Below are 26,768 nucleotides of genomic sequence, written 5' to 3'. Positions count from 1 at the left end.
CGCCGCTGGGCACGCCTCGTGGTCCCCGCCCCCGGTCCTGACCAGCGCATTGAATCGGCGGGGCCGGTTTGGCCAGAGGTGCGGGCGGAAAGAGTGCCGGGCATGAAATGGGCCCGTCGAGCCGTACCCGCTGTCGCCGCCGCCGTCGCGGCGCTCGCCGCGCGGGACCTGATCCAGCGCGACCACGCGTTGCTGCGCAACTATCCGGTGCTCGGTCGCGCCCGTTACCTGTTGGAGGCGATCGGCCCGGAGTTGCGGCAGTACATCGTCGCCGGCAACAACGAGGAACGGCCGTTCACCCGCGACCAACGCCGCTGGGTGTACGCGTCGGCGAAGCAGGAGAACAACTACTTCGGCTTCGGCACGGACAATGACATCGAGTACACCCCCGGCTACCCGATCATCAAGCACCGCACGTTCGGGCGGGCCGTGCCGCCGTCGACACCCGCCGCCGGGCACGACGTGCGGTTGCCGTCCGCGAAGGTGCTCGGCGCGGCCCGGGGGCGGGCCCGCGCGTTCCGCCCGGAGTCGGTGGTCAACATCTCCGGCATGAGCTTCGGCTCGCTCTCCGGCAACGCCATCACCGCACTGAACAAGGGGGCCGCACTCGCCGGCTGCCTGCAGAACACCGGCGAGGGTGGCCTGTCGCCGTACCACCGCAACGGCGGTGACCTGGTCTTCCAGCTCGGAACGGCGTACTTCGGTTGCCGCGACGAACACGGCCGGTTCAGCCTCGACCGACTGAAGGACCTGGTGGCCGGCGCACCGGTCAAGGCGTTGGAGATCAAGCTGAGCCAGGGCGCCAAGCCGAGCCTCGGCGGGCTGCTGCCGGGGGCGAAGGTGTCCGCCGAGATCGCCGCCACCCGGGGCATCCCGGCCGGTCAGGACTGCGTGAGCCCGTCCCGGCACGCCGAGTTCTCCGACTGCGACAGCCTGCTCGACTGGGTGGAGCTGCTGGCCGCCGAGACGGGCCTGCCGGTCGGCATCAAGTCGGCGGTCGGTGACCTGGGCTTCTGGCAGGAGCTGGCCACCCTGATGCGCGACACCGGCCGAGGCGTCGACTTCGTGACCATCGACGGTGGCGAGGGTGGGACGGGCGCCGCGCCGCTGATCTTCACCGACTCGGTGTCGCTCCCGTTCCAGCAGGGCTTCTCCCGGGTCTACAAGGTGTTCGCCGAGCACGATCTGCACGAGCAGGTGGTCTTCATCGGCGGCGGCAAACTCGGCCTGCCGGACAACGCCATCGTGGCCTTCGCGCTCGGCTGCGACCTGGTCAACGTCGGCCGGGAGGCGATGCTGTCGATCGGCTGCATCCAGGCACAGAAGTGCCACACCGACACCTGCCCCACCGGTGTCGCGACGCAGAACACGTGGCTCACCCGGGGCCTGGACCCGACTTTGAAGTCGGTCCGGGCGGCCAACTACCTGCAGACGCTGCGCCGCGACCTGACCAAGGTCGCCGAGGCCTGCGGCGTCGAACACCCCGGCCTGATCGGCACCGACGCCGTGGAGATCCTGAACGGCCGCACCTGCTCAACCCCACTGCATGAGGTGTACGGCTACCGGCCCGAATGGGGTATGCCCTCGCCGGCCGACCGGGCGGAGATCATCCGGCTGATGACTCCGGAGGTGCCCCAGGGCGGCAGCGCCCCACCCTCGGCCACCGCCGTGGGCTGAGGTCCCAGGTCCGAGCCCATGGGCCCATGAGCTTGATGACTGTGAGGCATATTTATGCCTCACAGTCATCAGTCGTTTTCGCGTCATGCCCGCCGGGCGTGCCCGCCGGCATGACTCCGAAGCGACGACCGTCGGCACGTCGGCGCAGGTGATAAAGGCGTGGAGCCGGCGACACGGTGGGCCTATGGTGGCGCGGTGCTGATCAGACGCGAGACGGACGCCGACGCCGACGCCATCCGGGCGGTTCACTCCGCCGCGTTCGCCAGGACCGACGGCGCTGGCGTACCGGTCGAGGCGACACTGGTCGACGCGCTGCGCGCCGACGAGGGTTGGCTGCCCGCGTACTCGCTGGTGGCGACCGATTCGGACGGCCAGGTGGTGGGGCACGTGGTGGCCACGCGCGGCCGGGTGGCCGGCGAGCCGGTGGCGCTCGGGCTGGGGCCACTCGGTGTGCTGCCCGACTGGCAGCGCCGTGGGGTGGGCCACGCGTTGATGCACGCGGTGCTCGGCGCAGCCGACGCGCGGGACGAGCCGCTGGTGGTGCTGCTCGGGCACCCTGACTACTACCCGCGCTTCGGGTTCCGGCCCGCCGTCGAGCTGGGCGTCACCCCGCCGCAGCCGTGGGGGCCGCAGTATTTCCAGGCCCGGCCGCTGACCGCGTGGCGGGAGTCGATCCGCGGTGAATTCCGCTACGCCGGCCCGTTCGACGACCTGTGAACCAGCCGCGGATCCGCCGGCGGCGCGCCACCGACCTGGACGGCTGCGTCGCGGGGCTCGCCGAGGTTCACCGGGTCGACAGGTACCCGCTGAACTGGCCCGCCGACCCGCACCGCTGGCTGCGCGAGCCGCACCCGGCGCGCGCCTGGGTGGCGGTCGACGCCGACGGGGCCGTCGTGGGGCATGTCGCGGTGCATCGGATCCCCGACCCGGCGGGCGGGCCGCCGGCCCGGCCGAGAGCCGAGGTGGCTCGCCTCTTCGTGGTGCCGTCCGCCCGAGGGTTGGCGCTGGGCAGCGCGCTGCTGGACCGGGCCCGGCAGTGGGCGAGCAGACGCGGTACGGACCTCGTGCTGGAGCTGGCCGCCGGTGGTGCAGCGGCCGCCGCGCTCTACGAGCGCACCGGCTGGCGGCGCGTCGGGACGAGCACGGCACCATGGACCGCCCCGGACGGCAGCCCGGTGTCGCTGCGGCACTACGCCCTGCGCCACTACCCGCCCGGTTCCGATGGCTCACCCGCCAGCACGGCGAGGCGACGGGCGAGGCGGCCGACGGACTCGCGCAACTCGGGAGGCTCCAGCACCTCCATCTCGTGATCGAGGCGTGCCAGATGCGCGGCGAGCCAGTCCAGGCTCTCGCCGCCGACGACCAGCACGCACCATCCGTCGCGGTCGTCCTCGACCCGCCCGACCTGCGGTGGCACCAACGCCCGCACCCGGTCCGGCTGGGCGTGCACCCGCACACGCGCGAGATACCGGTACGGCGCCTCGGTCACCGACCGCTGCACGTACGCGACGGGATCCGGATGCTCGCGCGCTCGGAAGCGCCAGGTCGTCGCGGTCGCCGCGCCCATCCGGTCGAGCCGGAACGTACGCCAGTCGTCGCGGTCGACGTCCCAGGCCATCAGATACCAGCGGCGACCTGTGGTGACCATCCGGATCGGTTCCACAGTCCGTTCGCGGTCCCCACCGTCGCGGCCGGGGTAGGTGAAGCGGACCCGCACCGCGTCGCGACAGGCCCGCGCCAGGGTCACCAGCAGCTCCGCGTCGATCTCGGCCACCGGGCCCAGGAGCGTCTCCGTGGCGCCGTGCACCGCCCGCACCTCGGCACGCAGCCGCGACGGCATCACCTGGTCGAGCTTCGCGAGCGCCCGCAGGGCCGCCTCGCCCGCTCCGGCGATCGTGCCGCCCGAGGCGAGGCGCAGGGAGACCGCCGTCGCGATGGCCTCCTCGTCGTCGAGGAGCAACGGCGGCAGCCGGGTGCCCGCGCCGAGCTGGTAGCCACCGCCGACGCCCGACACCGCCTGCACGGGATAGCCGAGTGTGCGCAGTCGCTGCACGTCGCGGCGGACGCAGCGGTCGGTGACGCCCAGCTCGGCGGCGAGGTCGGCGGCTGTCCAGGATGGTCGCCGTTGGAGCAGCGCCAGCAACCGCAGCACCCGCTCGGTCGTTGCCTCGACGGTCACACGCCGATCGTCGCACGGATCGCGGAACGACCCTGTCCGCTATTCACGAGAGGCTGGGATCATGACCGACCAGATCACGAGACAGGGAGCTGACATGGCCCGCGACGTCCAGATCACGTTCGACTGCGCCGACCCCGCCGGGTTGGCCGAGTTCTGGGCCGAGGCCCTCGGCTACCAGTTGCAGGGACCGCCCGGAGACTTCGAGTCGTGGGAGCAGGCGCTGGACGCGATGGGGGTCCCGCCGGAGAACCGCAACGACGCCTCAGCGGTGGTCGACCCCGAGGGTGTGCGACCGCGCCTGTTCTTCCAGCGGGTGCCCGAGCCCAAGCGGGTGAAGAATCGCGTACACCTCGATGTGCGGGCCGCTCCCGGGCTCACGGGTGACGAGCGGATGGCGGCGCTGGAGGCGGAGGCGGAACGACTCGCCGCATACGGCGCCACCCGACTCAGTCGCCACGAGCCCGCTCCCCCACTGGGTGCCGGTCACCTCGTCATGGCCGACCCGGAGGGCAACGAGTTCTGCCTCGACTGATCGGGCGTTCGCCCAGCTCATTGCAGAGATGGCCACCTGCCATGCGAACATGTGTACGTGTCGCCCGGCGCCAGCATCCTGCACGCCGACCTGGACGCCTTCTACGCGTCGGTCGAGCAGCGTGACGACCCGCGCCTGCGGGGGCGGCCGGTGATCGTCGGCGGCGGCGTGGTCCTCGCGGCCAGTTACGAGGCGAAGGCGCGAGGCGTACGCAGCGCGATGGGTGGTCAGCAGGCGCGCCGCCTCTGTCCGGACGCGATCGTGGTGCCGCCCCGGATGTCGGCGTACACGGCGGCGAGCCGGGCGGTCTTCGAGATCTTCCGGCAGACCACGCCACTGGTCGAGGGGCTGTCCATCGACGAGGCGTTCCTGGACGTGGGTGGCCTGTGGCGGCTGGTCGGGTCGCCGGCCGAGATCGCCGAGCGGCTGCGCCGGGAGGTTCGTGAACGGGTCCACCTGCCGATCACGGTGGGTGTGGCCCGCACGAAGTTCCTGGCGAAGGTGGCCAGCGGGGTGGCGAAGCCGGACGGTCTGCTGGTGGTCGCACCGGACGCCGAGTTGGCGTTCCTGCACCCACTGCCGGTCGAGCGGTTGTGGGGCGTCGGCCCGGTCACCTCAGCGAAGCTGCGGGAACGCCGGATCCGTACGGTCGGTGAGGTGGCCCGGCTCGGTGAGGCCGCCCTGGTGTCGCTGCTCGGGTCGGGCGCCGGCAGGCACCTGCACGCCTTGGCGCACAACCGCGATCCTCGCTCGGTGCAGGTCGGCCGGCGGCGCGGCTCGATGGGCGCGCAGCATGCGCTGAGCCGCACCCCGCATGCCCCGGCGGAGCTGGATGCCATCCTCGCCGGCCTGGTCGACCGGGTCAGCCGCCGCATGCGGGCGGCGGGGCGGTCCGGTCGCACCGTGGTGTTGCGGCTGCGCTTCGGCGACTACACCCGGGCCACTCGCTCGCACACCATCGGCAAGGCGACCGCCGACACGACGCCGCTGCTCGCCGCCGCGCGCGCGTTGCTGCGAGCCGCGCTGACCGAGATCGATCGTCGTGGTGTCACACTGATCGGTGTCTCAGTGGGCAACCTGGACGACAACCCCGTGCAACCGGAGCTGCCGTTTCACCGCGATCCGGGCGCTGAGTTGGACGCTGCGGTGGACGCGGTCCGCGACCGGTTCGGCTCAGCGGCGCTGACCCGAGCGGTCCTGCTCGGCCGGGAGCCGGGCGTCGAGATGCCGCTGCTGCCGGATTGACCGATCTGCGTGCGGCGTCCCGGCGACCGCTGCGACCGGAGACACATCACAGCAGGTCGGCGGTTTAACCGGCGGCTGACGGGTGACCCTTGTGGGGTACAGCCTGACAAGGGGGGACCCACAATGTCCGACGACGACACCAGCAACCGGCCGAGTCGCACTGCCGAGCGGCCGCACGACGTAACCGACCCGCTGCTCTGGCAACTGGCGATCGACGTGCTGAGCGCCCACGAGCCGGACGACGAGGGTCAGTGCCGCAACCTTCAGTGCGCCGGGCAGTCCTGGCCGTGCGCGGCCCGCGCCGGCGCGGAGCAGTCGATGCGACTGGCCCGCAGCACACCCGCCCCGGTCGAGATGACCACCGACGGCGGCGACAACGAGGAGGGCGGCACGGGCTGGTCCGGGGAGGGCAGCGCACCGGCGCCCCGCTGGGGCTGGAACGCCGGCCCGGTCGCGTCGCACCGAGGGTCGAAGGCATCCGCCTCCGCGGCGTGACGGCTTCCCCCGGGGTACGGGCGCTCGGGCTGATCGCACCACACGTACGAACGCTCGGCCGGTGACCCGGCCGAGCGTTCGTGTGTCATCCGTCAGAGGCTGAGCCGCTGACGCGGGAAGACCGTCAGAGGCTGAGCCGCTGACCCGGGAAGATCAGGCCCGGGTCGGCCCCGATCAGCTGCCGGTTGTGCTCGTAGAGCGCCTGCCAACCGCCGGTCACCCGGTGGCTGTCGGCGATCTCCGACAGGGTGTCGCCCGGCTTGACCAGGTACGTCTGGCCGCCCGTGGTCGGCGCGGTGCGCTCGTGGTTGCGGGTCGCCGGCTGCTCCCGCCGCGAGGGCCGCTCCTGCTGCTCGGTGGGCTTCGCCGTGGACTTCGCGGTGGGCTTCTGCGTGGACTTCGTCGACGGCTTCGTGGCGGAGCCGCCGGACGAGCCGCCCTTCTTGCCGCAGGTCGGCCACGCGCCGATGCCCTGCCCGTCGAGCACCTTCTCGGCGATGGCGATCTGCTCGCCGCGGCTGGCCAGGTCGGCACGGGCGGCGTACTTCTTGCCACCGTAGCCGGCCCAGGTGCTCTGGGAGAACTGCAGGCCACCGTAGTAGCCGTTGCCGGTGTTGATCTTCCAGTTACCGCCGGACTCGCACTTGGCGATCGCGTCCCAGTTGACCGCGGCCTGCGCGGGGGCGGCCGGGCCGAAGAGGGCGACAGCACCGGTGACCGCACCGACGGCCAGGGTGCCGACGGCGAGACGGCGGGTGGTGACCCGTCGGTGACGGGGCGTGTAGACAGACGTCATGTGAACTTCCTCCACGCCGGCGAGGTGAGCTGTCGGGTTCGGGCCGAGGAGCCCGGCCGCACGATGGCGGCTTCACCCCGAGGTGACGTGCACCGAGGAACGTTTGGGTCCCCCGCTCCTGCCCGGGTGACTGGGTTCCACCGACCGGGGGCAGGATTTGGCGTTGCCGGCCGTGGTGTCCGCAGTGGCGAACCCGACCGACGTTAGGCACGGTCGGTGACTATCGCCCAACCCCTGTGAAGTTCTTCACCGGGGTACGCGGGGCGTCACTCGCAGCGGTTGCGGGCGGGTGGTCAGTGTGCAGTGACCACCGTGGACCGTTGCGGATCAGATGCGGTGACGGAGCCAGAGCACGATGCGCCGCAGCAGCTCGACGTGCCCCGGCGACTCGTACGACCGGGCGTCGTGACCGAGTGCGTTGTAGACGATCCGGCTGCTCCCGGCCGTGCGCGCCCAGACGAGCGGGTGGGTGTCGCCGCCCTCGTCGTGGACGTAGAGAGTCTCGACGTCGACGCCGTCGAGCAACTCCAGGTCGGTGTAGCGCTCGTCGTGCACCTCGAAGTCCACGAGACCGGTAGTGATCGGGTGCTCGATGTCGGTGCGTCGGATGAGGCTGGTTCCGATCGGCGGGTGGAAGGTCCGACCGTGGTCCCAGGCGGCGCCGACCGTGGACCGCCAGGTCGCGAGCTGGGGAAACGCGATCGTCGCGCTGTGCGTGGCGAGCAGGCTGCCGCCACGGGCCAGGAAGGCGTCGAGGACGCGGCCGAACTCCTCGTCCTGCGGGATCGGGGCCGTGCGGTCGGCGCTGGCGTTCACCACCAGGAGGCGGGCGCCGTCGAGTGCGGCCGCGAGTTGGTCGACGGTGGTCACGATCGCCACCGGGCCCGCGTCGCCGACGAGCTTGGCGATCGCCGCGCTGGTCTCGGACAACGGGTGCCAGGGATCGGCGTGCGGGCCCTCCCCGCTGAAGATCACTGTGTCGACCGGCATGACCGTGCTCCGCTCATCATTTGGACGATTTTCGAAATCACGAAATCAAAGCTAGCATGGCGTCCATGAGAGCCCTGCATCATCCCGATCTCGCCTCGGTCGACCTCGCCACCGTGCTCGGCGCCCTCGCCGACCCGGTGCGCCTGAGTGTCGTACGACAGTTGGCGCAGGCCGGTGGGGTCGTCTGCGGGAAGTTCGACGCGTTGTCCGAGGTGAGCATGTCCACGCTGTCGCATCACCTGAAGGTGCTGCGGGCAGCCGGCGTCCTCCGCGTCACGCCCAACGGCAGCTTCCGCAGACACGAACTGCGCGCGGACGACATCAATGACCGCTTTCCCGGGCTCCTTCCCGCGGTCATCGCCAACCTCGACCTGACCGAACGAGTGGGAGTTCCCGCATGAGCGACACCAGACCGGCCGGGCAGAGCGGGCCGCGCACACTGGGCCTGTCCGCCGACGAGGTCCTGAGCACGACCCGCGCCGTCCGCAAGCGTCTCGACCTGGGACGCCCGGTCCCCCGCGACGTGATCGAGGACTGCCTGCGCATCGCGCTTCAGGCCCCCAGCGGCCGCAACAGGCAACGCTGGGACTTCATCTTCGTCGAGGATCCGCAGACCCGGGCCGCCGTCGCCCGACTGTGGCGACTCGGGCTGATGGCACCGCCACCCGCGTCGGGCGGCACCGGGCCGGCCTTCAGCCGGATGGACTTCGCCTCCGAGCAGTGGGGCCGGATCGCCGGCAGCCTGCAACACCTGGCGGATCACCTGCACGAGGTGCCGCTGCTGCTCATCCCCTGCCTGCGGGTCGAGTCCCGCGCCGAGCTGGCCAGCGTGCGCGGGCAGGCCGGGGCCTGGGGTTCGGTCATCCCGGCGCTCTGGAGCTTCATGCTGGCCGCCCGGGAACGCGGGCTCGGCACCGCGTGGACCACGAGCCATCTCAGCTACGAAAGGGAGATGGCAGACCTGCTCGGCATCCCCTACGACACCGTCGTGCAGGTGGCGCTCACGCCGGTGGCGTACACCCTGGGCACCGATTTCAAGCCCGGTCCGCGGGCCGACGCGGACGGGTTCGCCCACTGGAACCGCTGGTAGCCGGCCACCGCTGGCGGCGGGCCACCCGGTGACCCGGGAAGCCCGCCGCTTGACGGGGTACGCCAGCTACAGGGTGCGCGCCAGCCGGTCGGCGAGCGTCCGGGTGAAGCGGGCCGGGTCGGTCAGCTCACCGCCCTCGGCGAGCACCGCCAGGCCGTAGAGCAGCTCGGCGGTCTCGGTCAGGGCGGCCTGGTCGCTGCCCTGCTCGTGGGCCTTGCGCAGCCCGGACACCAGCGGGTGACCGGGGTTGATCTCCAGGATCCGCTTGGTCGGGGGAATCTCGTGCCCCATCGCCCGGTACATCTTCTCCAGGGTCGGCGTGAGGTCGTGGGCGTCGCCGACGACGCAGGCCGGCGAGGTGGTCAGCCGCGACGACAGACGCACCTCCCGGACGCTGTCGGTCAGGGTGGTGCCCAGCCAGTCGAGCAGGGCGGCGAACTCCTGCCGCTGCTGCTCGCGCTCGGCCTCGGCCTGCTGCTTCTCCTCGTCGGTGTCCAGGTCGATCTCGCCCTTGGCGATGGACCGCAGCGGCCGACCGTCGTACGCGCCGACCCGCTCGACCCACACCTCGTCGACCTGGTCGGTGAGCAGCAGCACCTCGTGGCCCTTGGCCCGGAACGCCTCCAGGTGCGGCGAGTTCTCGATGGCGGCCCGGGACTCGCCGGTGGCGTACCAGATGTCGCTCTGGCCGTCCTTCATCCGTGAGACGTAGCCGGCCAGGTCGGTGGGCTCGGCGGGGTCGTGGGTGGAGGCGACCGACAGGAGGTCCAGCAGGGTGTCGCGGTTGTCGGTGTCGTCGATCAGCCCTTCCTTGACCACCGCGCCGAACTCGGTCCAGAAGGTGCGGTACCTCTCGGCGTGGTTGGCCTTGAGGTCCTTGACCGTGGCGAGGATCTTCTTCACCAGGCGACGGCGGACGATCTGGATCTGCCGGTCCTGCTGGAGGATCTCGCGGGAGATGTTCAGCGACAGGTCGTGCGCGTCGACCACGCCCTTGACGAAGCGCAGGTAGGTCGGGACCAGCGCCTCGCAGTCGTCCATGATGAAGACGCGCTTGACGTAGAGCTGGACACCGCGGCGGCCCTGCGGGGAGAACAGGTCGAGCGGGGCGTGGCTGGGCAGGAACAGCAGCGCCTCGTACTCGAAGGTGCCCTCGCCCTTCATGTGCACGACCTCGAGCGGGTCGGCCCAGTCGTGGCTGACGTGCTTGTAGAACTCGTTGTACTCGGCGGCGTCGACCTCGTCGCGGGGTCGAGCCCAGAGTGCCTTCATCGAGTTGAGGGTCTGCACCTCGCTGGTGGCGGCCTCGCCGTCGGCGCCGGGCCGCTCGACGCTCATCCGGATCGGCCAGGCGATGAAGTCGGAGTATCGCTTGACGATCTCCCGGACGGTCCACTCGGCGGTGTAGTCGTGCAGGTTGTCCTCGGTGTCGACCGGCTTGAGGTGCAGGGTCACCGTGGTGCCCTGCGGCGCCTCGTCGACCGACTCGATCGAGTAGGTGCCCTCGCCGGTGGACTCCCAGCGGGTGCCGCCGGTCTCGCCGGCCTTGCGGGTCAGCAGGGTGACCCGGTCGGCCACCATGAACGCGGCGTAGAAGCCGACGCCGAACTGGCCGATGAGGTCCTGCGAGGCGTGGGCGTCGGCGGATTCGCGCAGCTTGCGCAGCAGCTCGGCGGTGCCCGACTTGGCGATCGTGCCGATCAGCTGGACGACCTCGTCGCGGGTCATCCCGATGCCGTTGTCCCGCACGGCGAGGGTGCGGGCGTCCCGGTCGACCTCGAGGGCGACGTGCAGGTCGTCGGTGTCGGCGACGAGGTCCTTGTCGACAAGCGTGGCCAGTCGCAGCTTGTCCAGGGCGTCGGACGCGTTCGAGATGAGTTCCCGCAGGAAGACGTCCTTGTTCGAATAGATCGAGTGGACCACCAACTGGAGGAGCTGACGCGCCTCGGCCTGGAATTCCAACGTTTCGGCCTGGTTGCTCACACCGTCTCCCATCTCGGCTCGTGCGGAGGTTCGCGGAAAGGATACGAGCCGTCACCGGCAGGGTTGTGGCCGCCTCGGGGTCGCATTCCCGATTCAGGGGGGTCACCGTCGTGACGTAGCTGACTTTGGTGAACGTAAGTCAGGTCGGATAGCGTGACGGCCATGAAGATCGCTGGAAGCACCGCTCTCGTCACCGGCGCCAACCGTGGCCTCGGCCGACACCTGGCCGCCGAACTCCTCGCCCGGGGCGCCACCGTCTACGCCGGCGCCCGCAACCCCGACAGCGTCGACCTGCCCGGCGTGACGCCGGTCCGCCTCGACATCACCGACCCCGCCTCGGTGGCCGCAGCCGCCGAGCTGGCCGGGAACGTGAACCTGCTGATCAACAACGCCGGCATCGACACCCGGACCGATCTGCTCGACGGCGACCTGGACCTCGTCCGGCTGGAGCTGGAGACCCACTACATCGGCACCCTCTCGACTGTCCGGGCGTTCGCGCCGGTCATCGCCGGCAACGGCGGCGGAACGATCCTCAACGTGCTCTCCGTGCTGTCCTGGTTCGGCTTGCCGATCCACGGGGCCTACAGCGCCGCCAAGTCCGCCGAGTGGTCGATGACCAACGTCCTTCGCGTCCAGCTCGCCGAGCGGGGCATCCGGGTCGCCGGCCTGCACGTCGGCTACCTGGACACCGACATGGCCGCCGACGTCACCGGCCCGAAACTGGACCCGGCGACGATCGCCCGGATCGGGGTGGACGGCATCGAGGCCGACGCGTACGAGATCCTCGCCGACGACCTCAGCCGCCAGGTGCAGGCCGGGCTGGCCGGCGGCGTCGCCGCGCTCTACCCGCAGCTCCCCTGACCCACGACGCGACGAGCCGCCGCCGGGAAGCCCCGGCGGCGGCTCGCTTCTGCGGGTACGCGGTCAGCTCGCCTGCAACGTCACGTCGTCGATCACGAAGCTGGTCTGCAACGACGAGTCCTCGGTGCCGGTGAACGTGAGCGTCACCGTCTGCCCGGCGTACGCGGCAACGTTGAGCGTGCGCTGGACGTAGCTGGTGGAGGCGTTGAGGTTCGAGTACGTCGCCAGCGTGGTCGAGCCCATCCGCACGGTCAGCTTGTCGTACGCCGTGGACGTGGTCGTCTCGGCGGTGTCGATGCGAGTCCAGAACGACAGCGTGTAGCTGGCGCAGCCGGCCGGCACTGTCACCGACTGGGACAGGGTCTCGGTGCGGGTGCTGCCGTACCCGTTGAGCCACGCCTTGTATGACCCGGTCCGGGCCGGCTTGCTGCTGGAGTTGGTGATAACGCCGGAGGACGCCGTCCACACTGTGGCGCCGCTCTCGAAGCCGCCGTTGCCGATCACCTGGGTGGCCGCGCAGCCGCCGGTGCCGGTGACCGTGAGAGTGAGGGTGGCGCTGCGGGTGACCGAGCCGGTGCCGGTGACCGTCACTGTGAAGGTGCCGGTCGCGGCGCTTGACGACGCGGTGAGGGTCATCGTCGACGAGCCGCCGGAGGTCACCGAGGACGGGCTGAACGAGACGCTCACCCCGCTGGGCGCGCCGGAGGCGGAAAGGCTGACCGACTGCGCCGAGCCGGCCGTGGTGGCGGTGGAGACCGTGGCGGTGGTGCTGGCGCCCCGCGCGACGGTGCGCGTCGTGGGGCTCACCGCGACGGAGAAGTCGTTGGTGGGGGTGCCGCCGCCCACGGCGAGCTGCCACAGCGCGTACGCGACACCGTCGGCCGCCCTGTTCAGCACCGTCGCGCTGACGTTGGCGGTGGTGTCACAGGCACGGTGGTAGCAGGGGTCGTACGCCGAGTTGGCGGTGCCGCCCCACTTGGCGGCCTGGGAGCTGGTCTTGCGGGCGCTGGCCCCGGCGGCGTAGCCCGAGGTGGGGATGCCGGCCTGCTGGAAGTAGTAGTCGTCGGAGCGGCCCTGGCCCTCGACGTTCTCCTCCGGCGCAAGGCCCAACGAGTCCCAGTACGCCTTCAGCGGCGCCGCCGTGGTCGAGGTGACCCGGTTGATGAAGTAGCCGCCGTTGACCGAGCCGACCATGTCGAAGTTGTAGTAGCCCTTGATGTAGCCGCGCTGGGTGGTGTTGAGCGAGTTGACGTAGAACCGGGAGCCGTTGAGCCCCTGCTCCTCGTCGGTCCACCAGGCGAACCGGACCTTCTTCGTCATGGTCGGGTTCTGCGCGGCCAGGACCAGGGCGTTCTCCAGCAGGGTGGACGAGCCGGTGGCGTTGTCGTTGATGCCGGGGCCGGCCGAGACGCCGTCGAGGTGGGCGCCGAACATGACCACCTGGTCGGTCGGGCCGCCGGGCCACTCGGCGATCAGGTTGTTCGAGGGGTACGTGCAGCTGGAGCAGTACTGCTCGCTGACGGTGTAGCCGGCCGACTGGAGCCTGGTCTTGACGTAGGTGAGCGAGGCGGTGTAGCCGGCCGAGCCGGCCCTGCGGTTACCGCCGTTGCTGGTGGCGATGCTGTTGAACTGGGTGAGGTGGGCCTGGACGTTGCTGACGGAGATGTCCGGTGCTGCCAACGCGGCGGCGGTCGCGGCGATCGGCCGGGCCTCCGTCATCGTGGTCATGGGCGACGCGGCTACCGGCTGGGCAGCCAGCGTCACCGTCATTCCGGCGAACACGGCAAGCGCGATTCCCGCGCTCAGCGTTCTGCCTCTCATGGGGGCTCCTCGGGGGTTGGAGAGATACCCGAGACACTTACAGATGTCGATCAATTGGGCATCGGTCGTTCGTCCCGAACCGCCGCCGCTTCGACGGTGGGTACCGGCGGCGGCACAGGTGAGTAGAGGTGCCAGGATGGGTAGGTAACGCCAGCAGGGGTCGTCGGGCCCGGAACGGGGGCTAGCGATGGGGCCGGGTCGAGCGTGACACGACCCAGCATCGACCTGTTCAGCGGCGGCGGTGACACCGGTCGGCTGATGGCGGAGCTGGACTGGGCCCGTACGCCACTGGGTCCGGTCAGCGGATGGCCACAGAGCCTGCGCGCCGCGGTCCGGCTCGTGCTCTCCTCCCGCTACCCCATGCTGCTGCTCTGGGGCGACGACTTCTCCCAGCTCTACAACGACGCGTACTCCACGCTGATCGGCGACAAGCACCCCGCCGCGCTCGGCAACGACGTGCGGGTGACCCTGGCCGAGGGCTGGGACGTGCTCGCCCCGCTGATCGAGCAGGCCATGGCGACCGGGGTGGCCAGCTGGGTCCCCGCGCTGCAACTGCTGCTGGAGCGGGCCGGCTACCGCGAGGAGGCGTACTTCAGCGTCTCGCACGCGCCGGCCCGCGACGACGAGGGCCGCACCGTCGGGGTGTTCACCGTGTGCAGCGAGGTCACCGAGCAGGTGGTCGGCGAGCGCCGTCTGCGCCTGCTGCGCGACCTGTCCGTTCTCGGCGACGGGCGCACCGTCGACGTGGACGCCACCGGTGCCCGGCTGATCGACACGATCGACAGCCACCCGCTGGACGTGCCGTTCGCCGCCATCTACCTGCGCGACGGCACGGTGCTGCGGCGGCTCGCCTGCACGGGCGGCGACCAGGGACACGAGGGGGCACTCCCGGACACCGTGGAGCTGGCCGACCCCGGCCCGGTCGCGTACGCCTGGGGGCTGCCGGACGCCGCCGAGGGCCGCCCGACTCAGGTGACCGACGTCGCCGAACGGCTGCCACTGCCCGCCGGCCCGTGGGGCGACCTGGTCCGCACCGCGCTGGCGCTGCCACTGCCCTCCGGCGACGAGGACCAGCCGCTCGGTGTCCTGCTGGCGGGGGTCAGCCCCAGCCGAGGGCTCGACGAGGCGTACCGGTCCTTCAACCAGCTGCTGGCGCAGCAGATCTCCGTGGCGCTGCGCAACGCCCAGGAGTACGAGGAGGAGCGGCGCCGGGTCGAGGCGTTGGCCGAACTGGACCGGGTCAAGACCGACTTCTTCGCCAACGTCAGCCACGAGTTCCGTACCCCGTTGACCCTCATGCTCGGCCCACTGGCCGACGCCCTCACCGACGCCACAGCGCCCCTGGCCCCCGTGCAGCGGGAGCGGGTGGAGACCGCGTGGCGCAACGCCACCCGACTGTTGACGCTGGTCAACAGCCTTCTCACCTTCAGCAGCCTGGAGGCCGGGCGGACCCGCAGCGACGCCCGCGCGGTCGACCTGTCCGCGCTCACCACCGAGCTGGCCGGCGTGTTCCGGGCCGCCGTCGAGCGGGCCGGGCTGACCCTGGAGGTGGCCTGCCCACCGCTGCCACGGCCGGTCACCATCGACCCGGTCAACTGGGAACGCATCGTCACCAACCTGCTCTCCAACGCTCTGAAATACACGTTCATCGGCCGGATCCGGGTCACCCTGGACACCGACGACGAGGAGGTACGCCTCACCGTCGCCGACACCGGCATCGGCATCGGCGACCAGGACCTGCCGAAACTCTTCGAACGCTTCCACCGGGTGCGGGGCGCCCGCTCACGCAGCCACGAGGGCACCGGCATCGGCCTGGCCCTGGTGCACGAGTTGGCCCGGCTGGAGGGCGGCGAGGTCCGGGTGGCCAGCCGGGTGGGCGTCGGCAGCACCTTCACCGTGGCGCTTCCCTGGTCGGCGGCGCGCCGAACGGCGTTGACCGGCCCGCCGGTGGACGGGCGGGGCGACGCCGCCCGCGCCGCTGTCGAGGAGGCGATGGGTTGGCTCGCCGAACCGGACGGCAGTGTGACGGAGCCCGACCGTACGATCGGCCCGGCGGTGGACGAGCTGGCCGGTTCCCGGATCCTGGTCGCCGACGACAACAGCGACATGCGGGCGTACCTCACCCGGCTGCTCACCGGGCAGGGCTGGCGGGTACGGGCCGTCACCGACGGCCGGCAGGCCCTCGACGAGATCCACCGAGAGCGGCCAGACCTGGTCCTGACCGACGTGATGATGCCGGTGATGGACGGCTTCGACCTGCTGCGCAGGCTGCGCGCGGACCCGGCGACCCGGGCACTGCCGGTGCTGGTGCTCTCCGCCCGTGCCGGGGGTGACGCCAGCGTGGAGGGCCTGAGCCTGGGGGCCGACGACTACCTGGTCAAGCCGTTCGCCGCGACCGAGCTGATCGCGCGGATCCGCGCGGCCATCCGGCGGGCCCGCGACCGCATCGCCGCCAACCCAGCGACGGTCGACGCCGCATCGGCGACGACGCGACCAGCCGAGGTCGCCGCCACCGCACCGGCTTCGGCGGTCGAACCCGTCGGCGACACGTCAGTGGTGCCGGCGGCTCCGGCCGACCGGAACGGGCTGGGCGACGGGCTCGGCGACGTCCTGGACGTCAGGTGGGCGTACCCGTCCGCACCCACCTCGGCCGCGATGATGCGTCGGGACGTCCGGCGGACGCTGGGCGACCTCGACGTCGACCCGGACGTGCTGGAGGATCTGCTGCTCGCCGCGTCCGAGGCGATGAACAACGCCGTCGAGCACGCGCAGCGGCCCAGCCGTCCGGAGGTGCGGGTGCGGGTCCAGGTCGGTGTCGGCCTGGTCCGGATCTCGGTGCGGGACTTCGGCACCTGGCGGGACCGGCGACCGGCGATGGACCGGGGACGCGGCGCGCTGCTGATGAACGCGTACGGCGACGTGCGGCTGGTCTCCACCCTCGAGGGGACGACGGTGACCATCGAGCGCCGGTTGGCCGAACCGGCCTGAGCGACCAGCCGGCGGCGTGTCAGAGCCGGCGGCACCGACCGCCACCACGACGACAACGGTGGCCACGCCCGCCACGAGCGTCGCAGCCCCGGCGCCGGCAACCCGCCGACCGATCCGCGACCGCCGCCCCTCGCGCATCACCGCGGCCAGCTCGAGCGATGTCGTGGGGCGTGAGGCCGGCGGGCGCCTCAGGTCGGGCGACCGCGCTCCTGGGCGAGCCGCTCGTCCAGCCGGCCCAGCTCGTAGATCGCGTTGAGGCTGGTCGGCAACCGGCTGACATTGTCCGGCACGGGTCCAGGATCCGGCGCGGGTGCCGGATCGGGCGCGGGTGCGAGATCGGGCGCGGGTGCGGCTGCGGGGGCCGACGGACGGCGGCGCAGGAGCCACACGGCCAACACGACCATGGCAGCCAGGACCAGCACGTAGGACACCGGCGGCCACCCGTCGCGGGCGGGGCTGGCGAGCGTCGGCGGGGTGACCGGAGCGGGAGGGGCACCGTCACGGCGGGGCACGGTTGCCTCCCGGGTGCCGGTGACCTCGCCACCGGCGGGTCGAGCCGGTGCGACCGGGGCGGCCGGGACCTGGACGGCGGCCGACGACCCCGCGGGCGTGGGGGCCGCGGTTGGCCGCACCGGGCTGGGCTGGTCAGTGACCGCCGTCGGGCTCGGCGTGGGGGGCGCGGTTGGCGCCGTGCTCGGCGGGTCGCCGCCATCGAGGAGGTCGTCGACGATCCGGCCGACGCCACCGAGGAGGTCAGCGACCGGACCTGAGGTGGCCGACGGGGACGGCGTGGGCGCGAGAGCGAGGGTCAGCGCGAGTGCGACGAGGGCAGGCATGGGTCCACCTCGGATGTGTCGAGATGCCACGCACCGTATCCCATGGGCGACAGCGTGGGGTGACCCCAACACGCCGCGAGCGGGGACGCGTCGTGCGCGCGTCCCCGCTGCACTGTCCTTGATGGTCAGACGGGCAGACCCCCGACCTGGGTGGAGATCCAGGACCGGATGGACGGCAGGTCGACGTAGATGGACGGGCCGGTGGCGCAGGTGGAGTTGTTGTTGCCGGCCCGGCTGGTGGCGCCGATCAGGTTCCACACTCCGTTGACGCGGCGCACCTGCGGCCCACCCGAGTCGCCGTAGCAGGCGCCGGAATTGCCGTTGGTGTTGTTGGTGCAGATCTCGTACGGGCCGTTGATGCCGGAGCACCGACTGTCCGCCACGATGGACGTGTCCAGCTCGTTGGCGACCGCCGGTGCCGATCCGCAGCCCCGGGGCGCGCAGGTCTGACCCCAGCCGATGATCCGGGTGGCGGTGCCGACCGCACCGGAGGTGCTCGGGATCGGTGCGGGGGCGTACGTGACCGAGCTGGCCAGTTGCAGCAGCTTGACGTCGACGCTCGGGTGGTTGACCGCACGGGTCACCCGCACCACAGTCCCACCGCTGGAGCGGTTGACGCTGCCCACCCGCACCGAGGACGGCGTCGAGCAGTGCTTGGCGGTGACCGCCCAGTTGCCCTTGATCAGCGTGCCGGTGCAGCCGGAGACGTAGACCATGAACGGGTAGTTCTCCGACGCCGGTCGGCCGCCGACCACCAACGGCTCGATGTCGGAGTCGCCGCTCCAGGTGTACGTCGTACTGGCCGGAGCGGCCAGGCTGCCGGCGAACAGCGAGTTCACCCGGCTCGCCTCGGTCGAGCTGGGGTTGGCGTTGCGGCAGGACACCGGGGCGCTGCTGCCGGACATCAGGTCGGTGCACAATCCGGTACGCCGGTCCGGCAGGCCCAGGATGTGCCCGATCTCGTGGGCGGCGATGCGGTTACGGTCGTAGCCCTGGTTGACGGCCGTGCGGCCCATCCAGATCCGTCCCGAGCCGAGGCCGGTCGGCTGCGCCCGGGGCCAGCCGTCGTCGACGTAGATGGTGATGCTGGCCGGGGTGCCGGCCAGCAGCCGGACGTTGCTGACCCGGCTGTTCCAGATCTGCGCCGCCTGGTCGAAGTTGGTGCGGAACTCACCGGTCCGGCTCGCGTCGTAGTAGACGGTCCGTACGGCGGCGGCCGGAGCGCCCGTGGCGAGCTGCACCCCGGCTGCCGCCAGCACGGCCACCAGCATGGCCATCGCCGTACGTCTCAGTTGTCGTCGGAACATCACGCACTCCCCTACGGTCGCCCGGCGGCCACCGGCCACCGATCATCGATGTACGTGAATGCTAGAGCCCGGGCGACCGATGTCCGACATAGCGGAAGCGTCATACCGCCGAGGAAATCCACTGTTACGCGGCGGTTACGCCGTGGCGAAGTGCCCGTGCCGAGAAGGGACGACGGTGGCGGCAGAGGGCCACCGGCAGCGCCGCCGCCACGTGGCCCCGAATCTCGAACGGAGAACCACGATGAGGATCAGAAGCGCACTGACGGCGATGGTGGTCGTCCTCGCCGGACTGCTCGTCGGCGCGGGCAGCAGCACCGCGGCGGGCACCACGACCGGGCCGGCGTACTGCGGCATCACCTGGGGCAGCGCGGAGAAGTCGGCCGGCGCGCTCAGCGACGCCCCGCTGGTCGACGTCCGCACCGGTCGGCACGACTGCTACGACCGGGTGGTGTTCGAGTTCGCCGGCCCGGTCGACGGTTACGCGGTCGGCTACGGCGAGACGTGGACCGAGGGCGAGGGGCTGGCGTTGTCGCCGTACACCGCGGGAGGGGCGCTGCTGCGGGTCTCGCTGCGCGCACCGGCGTACGACGACGCACACCAGGGCACGGTGCCGTACGCGGTCGGTGAGCACGTCGCGAACCTGCTGCGCTACCCGACACTGCGTGACGTCGTCTTCGGCGGCAGCTTCGAGGGCTACAGCACCTTCGCGGTCGGCGTACGGGCGCGGTTGCCGTTCCGCACGTTCGTCCTCGCAGGTCCCGGCGGACACAGTCGGATCGTGCTCGACGTGGCCCACCAGTGGTGATCATTACCGGACACCGAGCCGCCCCGGCAGACGCGTCCGTCGCCGGGGCGGTGGGTGTCGGGACGGTTCAGACGTGCAGGGTGGGGCGGTAGACGAGTTCCTGGGAGCTGTTCATGATGTTGTCCGTTCACTGGTGACTCAGTGCGGTACGACGGGTCCGCAGGTAGGCCCGCTCGGTCTCGTTGGTGGCCAGTGCCACGGCCTGGTCGTAGGCGGCTCGTGCCTCGTCGTCGCGTCCGAGCCGGGCGAGCAACTCGGCCCGGGTGGCGGGCAGCCGGTGGTAGCCCGGGAGGTCGACACCCTCCAACGCGGCGAGGGCCACCGCCGGCCCGTGCACCTCGGCGACGGCGACGGCACGGTTGAGCGCGACGACCGGCGTCGGCGTGATCACGAGGAGCTGGTCGTACAGTGCGAGGACCTGTGGCCAGTCGGTGGCGGCGCCGTCGGTGTGCACCGCGCTGATCGCGGCCTGGATCTGGTACGGGCCGGGCCGGTTGCGCCGCAGGCAGCGGCGGACCAGGTCGTGGCCCTCGGCGATGAGGGCCCGGTTCCACAGTGACCGGTCCTGGTCGGCCAGCAGCACGAGCTCGCCGGTCGCGTCGAGCCGGGCCGGGCGGCGGGCCTCGGTCAGCAGCAACAGGGCGAGCAGGCCCAGGACTTCGGGCTCGTCGGGCATCAACGCGGCGAGTTCGCGGGTGAGCCGGATCGCCTCGGTGCACAGGTCCGTTCTGATCAACGGCCCGGCGGTGGACGCGTACCCCTCGTTGAACATCAGGTAGAGCACGGTGAGCACCGGCGGCAGCCGGTCCGGCAGCTCATGTTCGGCGGGCACCCGGTACGGGATGTTGGCGTCCCGGATCTTCTTCTTGGCGCGCACGATCCGCTGGGCGACGGTGGCCTCCTGGACCAGGTAGGCCCGGGCGATCTCCGATACGTCGAGGCCACCGAGCAGGCGCAGCGTGAGGGCGGTCCGCGCGTCGGGAGCGAGCGCCGGGTGGCAGCAGGTGAAGATGAGTCGCAGCTGGTCGTCCTTCACCGGTCCCACCTCTCGCGGCTCGTCCTGGTGGTGCAGCAGCAGTGCCTGGGCGTGCCGGGCCTCGCGGGTCGACTCCCGGCGGAGCCGGTCGACGGCCCGGTTGCGGGCGGTGGTCACGATCCAGGCACCCGGGTTGGGCGGCGGGGTCTGCCACTTCTGCAACGCCGTGGTGAAGGCGTCCTGGACCGCCTCCTCGGCGAGGTTGATGTCACCGAGGACGCGGGCCAGGGTCGCGACGCAGCGGCCGTACTCCGCGCGGTAGATGCTCGCCAGGTCCATGTCGGGTGACCGACCCCTGTTCAGGCCTGGGACAGGTCGTCGAAGGGGCGCACCTCGACCGGGCCGCAGGCCGCCGCGCACTTCTCGGCCCAGGCGAGCGCCTGGTCCAGGTCCTCGCACCTGATGACCCAGAACCCGGCGATGTGCTCCTTCGTCTCGGCGAACGGCCCATCGCTCATGGTGGTGGCGCCGTTCTCGGCCCGGACGACGGTGGCGCTGTCCGGCGAGAGGAGCCCTCCGCCGAAGACCCAGGCGCCCGCGGCCAGCATCTCGTCGTTGATCCGGCCGGTTTCCGCGAACACGGTCTGCATCTCCTCGTCGGACGGGGCCGGCGCGCCCTCGACGCTGTGCACGGACAGCAGGTACTGCTTCATGACGTTCCTCCGGTAGGTCGACGGGTGAGTGGCGGCAGGTCAGACGGCCAGGCGGCGCGCGACGGCGGGGATCACGATCGCGGCCGCGACCAGGTGGGTGAGCATCAGCAGCGCCTTGGTGCCCACCCCGGCGTCCGCGATCACGTCCGGCACCAGCGACAGGACGGTCAGCACCACCGTCGTGCGGACGAACGTGCGCCGCGGACGCCGGGCGAAACGGGACAGCAACGCGGCGAGGAGCACCCCGACCAGCGAGAATACGGCGGTCAGCACGCCGAACCCGGTCACCGGGATCGGCGCGTCGGCCACGTCGAGGCTGATGCCCGCCGCGTGGCCGACGGCGGCGACGGCCATGGTGGCGGCGCTCGCGGCGACCGTGGCGATGAGACCGGTACGAATCAGCGCGCCGAAGGTCGACGTGGTGGTGGTAGTGGTGGTCGCTGTGCTGGTCATCGTGCCCTCCAGTGGGTGCGTGGCCCGCTGTTGTGCCGGGCTCTCACCAGGGCTACGAAGAGGATCAACCCCAATCGACAGGACCGCCAGAATCTTTTCGAAGACTCGGTCGACTCGACTGTGGTGAAGTCGGGGCGTCCGGACACCGCGGATGCCCCGACTGTCACGAACGCGAGTGGATCATGCGCCGGCCACGGTCATGGGAGGACCGTGAGCCTCAGAGCGTGCGCTGGTATTCCTCCCAGGTCCGCTTGGGGCTGACTGCTGGCCCGTCATCGGCGCCCCGGTTGGCCAGCCCGTTACGACCGAGGTAATAGTCGCCGGCCTGGTTCTGCGCACCTGTCGACTGGTCGGTGTCGGACAGCGCGATGGCGTGGATGTGATAACCCCAGTCCCCCTGGGCCGGGGTCCGCAGCCACGCGGCGAAGCCCACAGTCCGCAGACGACGCAGCACATCCGTCCGCACGGCTGAGGAGAGCCCGCTGACCGAGAGATCGAGCGCACCGCCGCCGTCGTGCGTGCCGGCGGATGCGCCCACACCGCTGCTGTACGAGCCCTGCGTGATGCCGAGCTGACGGCCGAGCAGGCGTTCGGCCTCGAACAGCATCGACCTGGTGCGCGTGTTGACCTGCACACCGCGCAGGGTCACCACGCTGCCCGGTGAGATCGCCCTGACCACCGCGTAACGCCCCTCGCCGAGCGACCGCAGCGACGACGGGCCGGGCAGGCCGGTCGCGTCGAGACCGGTGTAGCCGAGGGACCGCTGGTACGCCGCGTACGCGGCGATCGTGCTGGTGCCGAAATGCCCGTCGACGTACGTCGACGACAGCAGACCTCTCGCCTGGAGGGCGCGCTCCACCAGAAGGACGCTGTCCTTGGCCCCGTCGGTGAGAGCGGTGTCCGGCCGACGCGGGTCAATCTGCGCCGCCTTGATCAGCGCTTCCATGTCCAGCTGCGGCAACGCGGCGGTGGCCGAGTTGGCCAGCGGTACGGCGCCGACCACCGCCGCACCGGCAGCGACGAGCAGGCTTCTTCTGGTGAGCACGCTTCCTCCGTAAGATATTGACCGATCTACACCAACGAATGAAGCTAGTCTTCAATGCGGGAGCGGAGTTGTCACTCCGCCGGGGCGTACGAAAGTTCCGCGGCACTGCCTCCCGCCGGTCGACAGGAACGGGCGGAGCCGCCGGCCCCGCCCGTTCCTTTGGGGCCCCATCCGACCGGCGTCCGTCGCCGGTGGGTGGGCCGCCGTCGTGTCAGCTAGCTGCCGGAGCCCTGCCCGGCCGGGTCGGGTGCCTGCTCGACGGCCTCGTCGGCCAGGTGCCAGACCTCCCGCATCGGCGCCCACCAGTCCCCCGAGCCGGGCTCGGCGAGCGACTCCTGACACGGGTCGGTCAGCTTCCACCACTCCTGCGTCTGCGGGTCCGCAGCGATGAGCCGCAGGTCGGCGTCGTAGTCGTCGCCGACGTACTCGTAGTAGCCGAAGAGCAGGTCGTCGTGGAGGAAGATGGTGTAGTTGCGGAAGTTCGCCTCGCGCAGCGTCTGCTCGACGCTCGGCCAGACGGTGGCGTGCAGCCGAAGATAGGTTTCCCGCTGCTCCGGTCGGAGTCGGATCACGCAGCCGTGACGTTGCACGTCGTGCCCCTTCGTGTGAGCTGGTCGGATCGAGGCGGCCCGGTGGCCACCGGCAACGGCACGCGCCGTCCGCCGCCGATGGGCGTGGCGGTCGGTACGCGCTGACCGCCGGATCAGGCGGTGTGCTGATCCGAGCGATCGATGATCTCAGTAGCCCACGTCGAGATCAACGCTCGGCCCGGTGCGAGGTGGGGTTGTCGGTGCCGCTCAACGGTCCGGCCGGTCCGTGGAACCCGACCGTTTCGCCAGGCTGCGCACCGTGGCGGCGGGTCTACTCTCGGGTGATGGAGGGCCGCGTGCTGGTGGTCGAGGACGACGCCTCCATCCGGGAGGTCACCGCCCTCGGACTGCGCCGCGCCGGCTTCCGGGTCGACACCGCCGTCGACGGGCGGCAGGCCCTCGCGGCGTGGCGGGCTCACCCGGTCGACCTGATCGTGCTCGACGTCATGCTGCCCGGTCTGGACGGCCTGGACGTCTGCCGGGAGATCAGGCGTACCAGTCAGGTGCCGATCCTGATGCTGACCGCGCGCACCGACACCATCGACGTGGTGGTCGGGTTGGAGTGCGGCGCCGACGACTATCTGCGCAAGCCCTTCGACCTGCCCGAGTTGGTGGCCCGGGTCCGCTCGGTGCTGCGCAGAATGAGCGCTACCGCCCCGTCCACCATCATCGAGGTCGGCAGCCTGGAGATCGACCCGGGCAGCTTCGTGGTCCGTCGGCACGGCCGGGAGGTGGCGCTGACCGCCACCGAGTTCCGCCTGTTGCTGGAGCTGGCCCGCCGACCCGGCCAGGTCTTCACCCGCGAGTTGCTGCTGGACCTGGTCTGGCACCACGACTTCCTCGGCGACTCCCGGCTGGTCGACGTGGCGGTGCAACGGCTGCGCTCCAAGATCGAGGAGGACCCGGCGCAGCCACGGTTGGTCCGTACCGTGCGTGGCGCCGGCTACAAGCTGTCAGTGAGCTGACGGGAGGGTCGGCGATGGCCGGACGCGCGGTGATCCCGGGCCGCCTGCGGCGTCGGCTGACCATCGCGTTCGTCCTGGTCGCGGGTGTCTCGGCCGGCCTGCTCGCCGGTGGGACCGGGCTGCTGCTGCGGCAGTCCTGGTGGGACGCGTCGCTGCAGGAGGCAGCCGCCGACGCCCGCTATCAACTCGTGCTCGCCGGACAGTTCCTCCCGCTGACCGAGCAACGCAGCACCGACCTGCTCACCAGCTTCGAGGCCAGCGGCCGGCACGTGGTGCTCGTCGACGGCCCGAGCCGCCCCTCGCACCCGGCGTACGCCCCGACGCTGGGCACCGGGTTGCGGGCCACAGTCGCGGGTGGACAGCTCGGTTACCAGCGCTCCGCACCGGCGCAACGTCCTCGGCTGCTGGTGGTCGGCGGGCGCATTCCCGGCTCGACCGCCGAGTTGTACGTCCTCACCGTGGAGGATGACGTCGCCACCGACCTGGGTCAGCTGCGCTCCGCACTGGTGGCGGGCTGGGTGCTCGTGGTGCTGCTCGCCGCCGGGGTGGGTCACGCGCTGGCCCGACGCACGTTGGAGCCGGTGGGCCGGGCCAGCCGGGCCGCCCGGGCGCTCACCGAGGGCCTGCTCGACACCCGCCTGCCGGTGCGCGGGCGCGACGAGTTCAGCGTCTGGGCGGCGACGTTCAACGAGATGGCCGAGGCACTGGAGTCGAAGATCGCGGCACTGTCGGCCGCGCAGGCCCGTGAGCGGCGGTTCACCGCCGATGTGGCGCACGAGCTGCGTACCCCGGTGACCGCCCTGGTGGCCGCGGCGTCGCTGCTGGGTGAGCACCTCGACCAGTTGCCCGGCGATGCGCGACCGGCCGCGCGGTTGCTGGTCGGCGACGTGGTCCGGCTGCGCCGGCTGGTCGAGGACCTGATGGAGATCTCCCGGTTGGATTCCGGCCGGGAGCAGCCGGCCGTCGGGTCCGTCGACGCGTCGGCGCTGCTGCACGGGATCGTCGCGACACGCGGTTGGTCGGAGCGGGTTCTGGTCAGCGGCGACGCGATCACGCTGCGCACCGACCCGCGCCGGCTGGAGCGCGTGCTGGCCAACCTGGTCGCCAACGCGGTCGAACACGGCGGCGGGGAGATCCGGGCCACCGTGACCGGGGCGGGCCCGGTGGTCGTCTTCGAGGTCACCGACCAGGGGCCGGGCATCCCGGTGGAGCACCTGCCCCACGTCTTCGACCGGTTCCACAAGGTCGACCCGTCCCGGTCCGCGCCCGGCAGCGGGCTCGGGCTGGCCATCGCCCGGGAACACGCCACAGTGCTCGGCGGTGTGCTGAGCGTCCGCAGCGAATCCGGCGCCGGCACCTGCTTCCGGCTGGAGCTGCCGGCGCACGGTCTCCCCGCGCCGGCGAGCGACGACGGCGAGCGGGCCGCCACGGCGGCGGGTGACAGCGCATGAGCCGGCACTGTGTGATCGCGTCGGTGCTCGTCGCCGGCCTGCTGGTGAGCGGGTGCGGCACCCCGCGCTCCGGGGCCCTCGGCCCGGCACCCGCGGCGGCGCCGTCCAGCACGACGCCGTCCAGCGCGGCACCGCCGAGCACGGCCCCGCCGAGCGCCGCAGCGACCGACCGTCCGGATCCGATCCCCTCGGCGGGGCCTCCACGATCACCCACGACGCCCTCGCCCGGGCCGGCCGGCACGCGCGACACCGTGACCATCGAGCTGTGGCTCGTCCGCGCCGGGCAGCTCGTGCCGACCAGGCGGGCCCGGCCGGCCACCCTGTCGACGTCCCGGCTGGCGGTGACCGAGCTGGCCGCCGGACCCACGCCGGCCGAGGCCGCCGCCGGGTTGACCACCCTCGTCCCGGCCGGCATCGAGGTCACCCGAATCACCGACGGTACGGCGACGCTGCGGGTCCCGTCCGTCGGCGACCCGGCGGAGCGGCGACTACGCGAGGCGCAGGTGGTGTGGACGCTCACCCAGTTCCCCACCGTGCGTCAGGTCAGCCTGGGCGGCGCGGGCCCGGTCGGTCGGCCGGACTACGCGGACCTGCTGCCGCCGATAGTGGTGACCAGCCCGGTCGCCGGTGAGCGGGTGGCCGCCCCGCTCGTCGTCACGGGCACCGCCACGGTGTTCGAGGCCACGGTGAGCGTGCGGGTGCTGGACGCCGCCGGCCGGGAGGTGGCCACCGGCTTCGGCACCGCCAGTTGCGGCAGCGGCTGCCGGGGCGGCTACCGCGTGGTGGTCGGCTGGCGGGCGGCTCGGGAGCAGCAGGGCACTGTCGAGGTGTACGAGGTGTCCGCCCTCGACGGTTCACGGATCAACACGACGGCGGTGCCGGTGATCCTCGCACCCGGTGTCTGACCAGCACGTTCACCCACCGGACTCCGCTCGGAAACGTAATCGTTTCGTTGACGTCCTGCGACGCA

26 protein-coding genes and 1 riboswitch are annotated in these 26,768 nt (G+C 71.6%); of the genes, 14 read left to right on the top strand and 12 right to left on the bottom strand.

The window, feature by feature from the left end:
• Positions 1-102: 102 nt before the first annotated feature.
• From KBX34_RS27530 to KBX34_RS27520, 3 genes are all read left to right on the top strand, one after another.
• Positions 103-1,677 carry an FMN-binding glutamate synthase family protein gene (locus KBX34_RS27530; protein ID WP_088947899.1) on the top strand — a complete coding sequence of 525 codons (1,575 nt, stop codon included), beginning with the start codon at positions 103-105 and terminating at the stop codon, positions 1,675-1,677.
• Positions 1,678-1,872: 195 nt separating this feature from the next.
• Positions 1,873-2,394 carry a GNAT family N-acetyltransferase gene (locus KBX34_RS27525; protein WP_088951705.1) on the top strand — a complete coding sequence of 174 codons (522 nt, stop codon included), beginning with the start codon at positions 1,873-1,875 and terminating at the stop codon, positions 2,392-2,394.
• Complete coding sequence (locus KBX34_RS27520) at positions 2,391-2,987, top strand: GNAT family N-acetyltransferase (RefSeq protein WP_210927803.1); 597 nt, start codon at positions 2,391-2,393, stop codon at positions 2,985-2,987. The genes KBX34_RS27525 and KBX34_RS27520 overlap by 4 nt, the downstream gene beginning before the upstream one ends.
• Here the strand turns inward: KBX34_RS27520 and KBX34_RS27515 are convergent.
• Complete coding sequence (locus tag KBX34_RS27515) at positions 2,882-3,856, bottom strand: YafY family protein (RefSeq protein ID WP_210927801.1); 975 nt, start codon at positions 3,854-3,856, stop codon at positions 2,882-2,884. The two genes, KBX34_RS27520 and KBX34_RS27515, sit on opposite strands and share 106 nt — an antisense overlap.
• Before the next feature lie 94 nt (positions 3,857-3,950).
• On the opposite strand from KBX34_RS27515, the gene KBX34_RS27510 reads away from it, so the two are divergent.
• The 3 genes from KBX34_RS27510 to KBX34_RS27500 all read left to right on the top strand — a co-directional run bounded on the left by KBX34_RS27510 (position 3,951) and on the right by KBX34_RS27500 (position 6,128).
• A complete protein-coding gene (locus KBX34_RS27510) occupies positions 3,951-4,388 on the top strand; it encodes a VOC family protein (RefSeq protein WP_210792914.1) in 438 nt (145 codons plus the stop codon).
• Between the two features lie 57 nt (positions 4,389-4,445).
• Positions 4,446-5,633, top strand: coding sequence for a DNA polymerase IV (gene dinB / locus KBX34_RS27505; protein WP_210927799.1), 1,188 nt, complete (start codon positions 4,446-4,448; stop codon positions 5,631-5,633).
• Positions 5,634-5,756: 123 nt separating this feature from the next.
• Positions 5,757-6,128 (top strand): hypothetical protein, encoded by a 372-nt coding sequence (locus KBX34_RS27500; protein WP_099852862.1) that lies wholly within the window; start codon positions 5,757-5,759, stop codon positions 6,126-6,128.
• A gap of 124 nt (positions 6,129-6,252) precedes the next feature.
• Here the strand turns inward: KBX34_RS27500 and KBX34_RS27495 are convergent, their stop codons facing one another.
• A complete protein-coding gene (locus tag KBX34_RS27495) occupies positions 6,253-6,924 on the bottom strand; it encodes a transglycosylase family protein (RefSeq protein ID WP_210927790.1) in 672 nt (223 codons plus the stop codon).
• A riboswitch (cyclic di-AMP (ydaO/yuaA leader) is annotated at positions 6,925-7,097 on the bottom strand.
• Positions 7,098-7,251: 154 nt separating this feature from the next.
• Positions 7,252-7,914, bottom strand: a complete 663-nt coding sequence (locus KBX34_RS27490) for a ThuA domain-containing protein (protein WP_210927788.1) — start codon at positions 7,912-7,914, stop codon at positions 7,252-7,254.
• A gap of 65 nt (positions 7,915-7,979) precedes the next feature.
• On the opposite strand from KBX34_RS27490, the gene KBX34_RS27485 reads away from it, so the two are divergent.
• Both KBX34_RS27485 and KBX34_RS27480 read left to right on the top strand, forming a co-directional pair.
• Positions 7,980-8,315, top strand: coding sequence for a helix-turn-helix transcriptional regulator (locus KBX34_RS27485; protein WP_088951703.1), 336 nt, complete (start codon positions 7,980-7,982; stop codon positions 8,313-8,315).
• Entirely contained in the window at positions 8,312-9,004 is a 693-nt protein-coding gene (locus tag KBX34_RS27480; RefSeq protein WP_210927786.1) for a nitroreductase family protein, read from the top strand. The genes KBX34_RS27485 and KBX34_RS27480 overlap by 4 nt, the downstream gene beginning before the upstream one ends.
• Positions 9,005-9,070: 66 nt before the next feature.
• On the opposite strand, the gene htpG is transcribed toward KBX34_RS27480, so the two are convergent.
• On the bottom strand, positions 9,071-10,999 hold the full coding sequence (gene htpG, locus KBX34_RS27475) for a molecular chaperone HtpG (protein WP_210927784.1): 1,929 nt from the start codon (positions 10,997-10,999) through the stop codon (positions 9,071-9,073).
• Positions 11,000-11,149: 150 nt separating this feature from the next.
• Here htpG and KBX34_RS27470 point away from each other — a divergent pair, with 150 nt between their 5' ends.
• Entirely contained in the window at positions 11,150-11,848 is a 699-nt protein-coding gene (locus tag KBX34_RS27470) for an SDR family oxidoreductase (RefSeq protein WP_099852851.1), read from the top strand.
• A 63-nt stretch (positions 11,849-11,911) separates the two neighbouring features.
• On the opposite strand, the gene KBX34_RS27465 is transcribed toward KBX34_RS27470, so the two are convergent.
• Complete coding sequence (locus KBX34_RS27465) at positions 11,912-13,669, bottom strand: M28 family peptidase (protein ID WP_210927782.1); 1,758 nt, start codon at positions 13,667-13,669, stop codon at positions 11,912-11,914.
• 204 nt (positions 13,670-13,873) lie between these two features.
• Between KBX34_RS27465 and KBX34_RS27460 the strand changes: the two genes are divergently transcribed.
• Positions 13,874-16,657, top strand: coding sequence for an ATP-binding protein (locus tag KBX34_RS27460; protein ID WP_210927780.1), 2,784 nt, complete (start codon positions 13,874-13,876; stop codon positions 16,655-16,657).
• A gap of 188 nt (positions 16,658-16,845) precedes the next feature.
• Here the strand turns inward: KBX34_RS27460 and KBX34_RS27455 are convergent, their stop codons facing one another.
• Both KBX34_RS27455 and KBX34_RS27450 read right to left on the bottom strand, forming a co-directional pair.
• On the bottom strand, positions 16,846-17,493 hold the full coding sequence (locus KBX34_RS27455) for a hypothetical protein (protein ID WP_210927778.1): 648 nt from the start codon (positions 17,491-17,493) through the stop codon (positions 16,846-16,848).
• A gap of 125 nt (positions 17,494-17,618) precedes the next feature.
• The gene (locus KBX34_RS27450) at positions 17,619-18,764 is read right to left on the bottom strand and encodes a snapalysin family zinc-dependent metalloprotease (protein WP_374223725.1); all 1,146 of its coding nucleotides are present in this window, start codon (positions 18,762-18,764) and stop codon (positions 17,619-17,621) included.
• Positions 18,765-19,041: 277 nt separating this feature from the next.
• Between KBX34_RS27450 and KBX34_RS27445 the strand changes: the two genes are divergently transcribed.
• Positions 19,042-19,605 carry a hypothetical protein gene (locus KBX34_RS27445; protein WP_210927774.1) on the top strand — a complete coding sequence of 188 codons (564 nt, stop codon included), beginning with the start codon at positions 19,042-19,044 and terminating at the stop codon, positions 19,603-19,605.
• Positions 19,606-19,732: 127 nt separating this feature from the next.
• Here the strand turns inward: KBX34_RS27445 and KBX34_RS27440 are convergent, their stop codons facing one another.
• From KBX34_RS27440 to KBX34_RS34130, 5 genes are all read right to left on the bottom strand, one after another.
• A complete protein-coding gene (locus tag KBX34_RS27440; protein ID WP_210927772.1) occupies positions 19,733-20,920 on the bottom strand; it encodes an RNA polymerase sigma factor in 1,188 nt (395 codons plus the stop codon).
• Between the two features lie 20 nt (positions 20,921-20,940).
• The gene (locus tag KBX34_RS27435) at positions 20,941-21,294 is read right to left on the bottom strand and encodes a YciI family protein (RefSeq protein WP_210927770.1); all 354 of its coding nucleotides are present in this window, start codon (positions 21,292-21,294) and stop codon (positions 20,941-20,943) included.
• 39 nt (positions 21,295-21,333) lie between these two features.
• Complete coding sequence (locus KBX34_RS27430) at positions 21,334-21,747, bottom strand: DUF6069 family protein (RefSeq protein ID WP_210927768.1); 414 nt, start codon at positions 21,745-21,747, stop codon at positions 21,334-21,336.
• Positions 21,748-21,964: 217 nt separating this feature from the next.
• Positions 21,965-22,792 carry a peptidoglycan-binding protein gene (locus KBX34_RS27425; RefSeq protein ID WP_210927767.1) on the bottom strand — a complete coding sequence of 276 codons (828 nt, stop codon included), beginning with the start codon at positions 22,790-22,792 and terminating at the stop codon, positions 21,965-21,967.
• Positions 22,793-23,007: 215 nt separating this feature from the next.
• Positions 23,008-23,364 carry an L-rhamnose mutarotase gene (locus tag KBX34_RS34130; protein WP_307871512.1) on the bottom strand — a complete coding sequence of 119 codons (357 nt, stop codon included), beginning with the start codon at positions 23,362-23,364 and terminating at the stop codon, positions 23,008-23,010.
• Between the two features lie 302 nt (positions 23,365-23,666).
• Here KBX34_RS34130 and KBX34_RS27415 point away from each other — a divergent pair, with 302 nt between their 5' ends.
• From KBX34_RS27415 to KBX34_RS27405, 3 genes are read left to right on the top strand one after another with little or no spacing between them, the layout of a single operon-like run.
• A complete protein-coding gene (locus KBX34_RS27415) occupies positions 23,667-24,347 on the top strand; it encodes a response regulator transcription factor (protein ID WP_210792899.1) in 681 nt (226 codons plus the stop codon).
• A 14-nt stretch (positions 24,348-24,361) separates the two neighbouring features.
• The gene (locus tag KBX34_RS27410; protein ID WP_210792898.1) at positions 24,362-25,798 is read left to right on the top strand and encodes a HAMP domain-containing sensor histidine kinase; all 1,437 of its coding nucleotides are present in this window, start codon (positions 24,362-24,364) and stop codon (positions 25,796-25,798) included.
• Positions 25,795-26,703, top strand: coding sequence for a Gmad2 immunoglobulin-like domain-containing protein (locus KBX34_RS27405; protein ID WP_210927765.1), 909 nt, complete (start codon positions 25,795-25,797; stop codon positions 26,701-26,703). Before KBX34_RS27410 ends, KBX34_RS27405 begins: the two co-directional genes overlap by 4 nt.
• Positions 26,704-26,768 lie beyond the last annotated feature (65 nt).

This window comes from Micromonospora sp. M61, assembly GCF_018070245.1.
GTDB lineage: Bacteria > Actinomycetota > Actinomycetes > Mycobacteriales > Micromonosporaceae > Micromonospora > Micromonospora zamorensis.
Note: the sequence above shows the minus strand (reverse complement) of the source record. Positions and strands in the feature narration are given on the sequence as shown.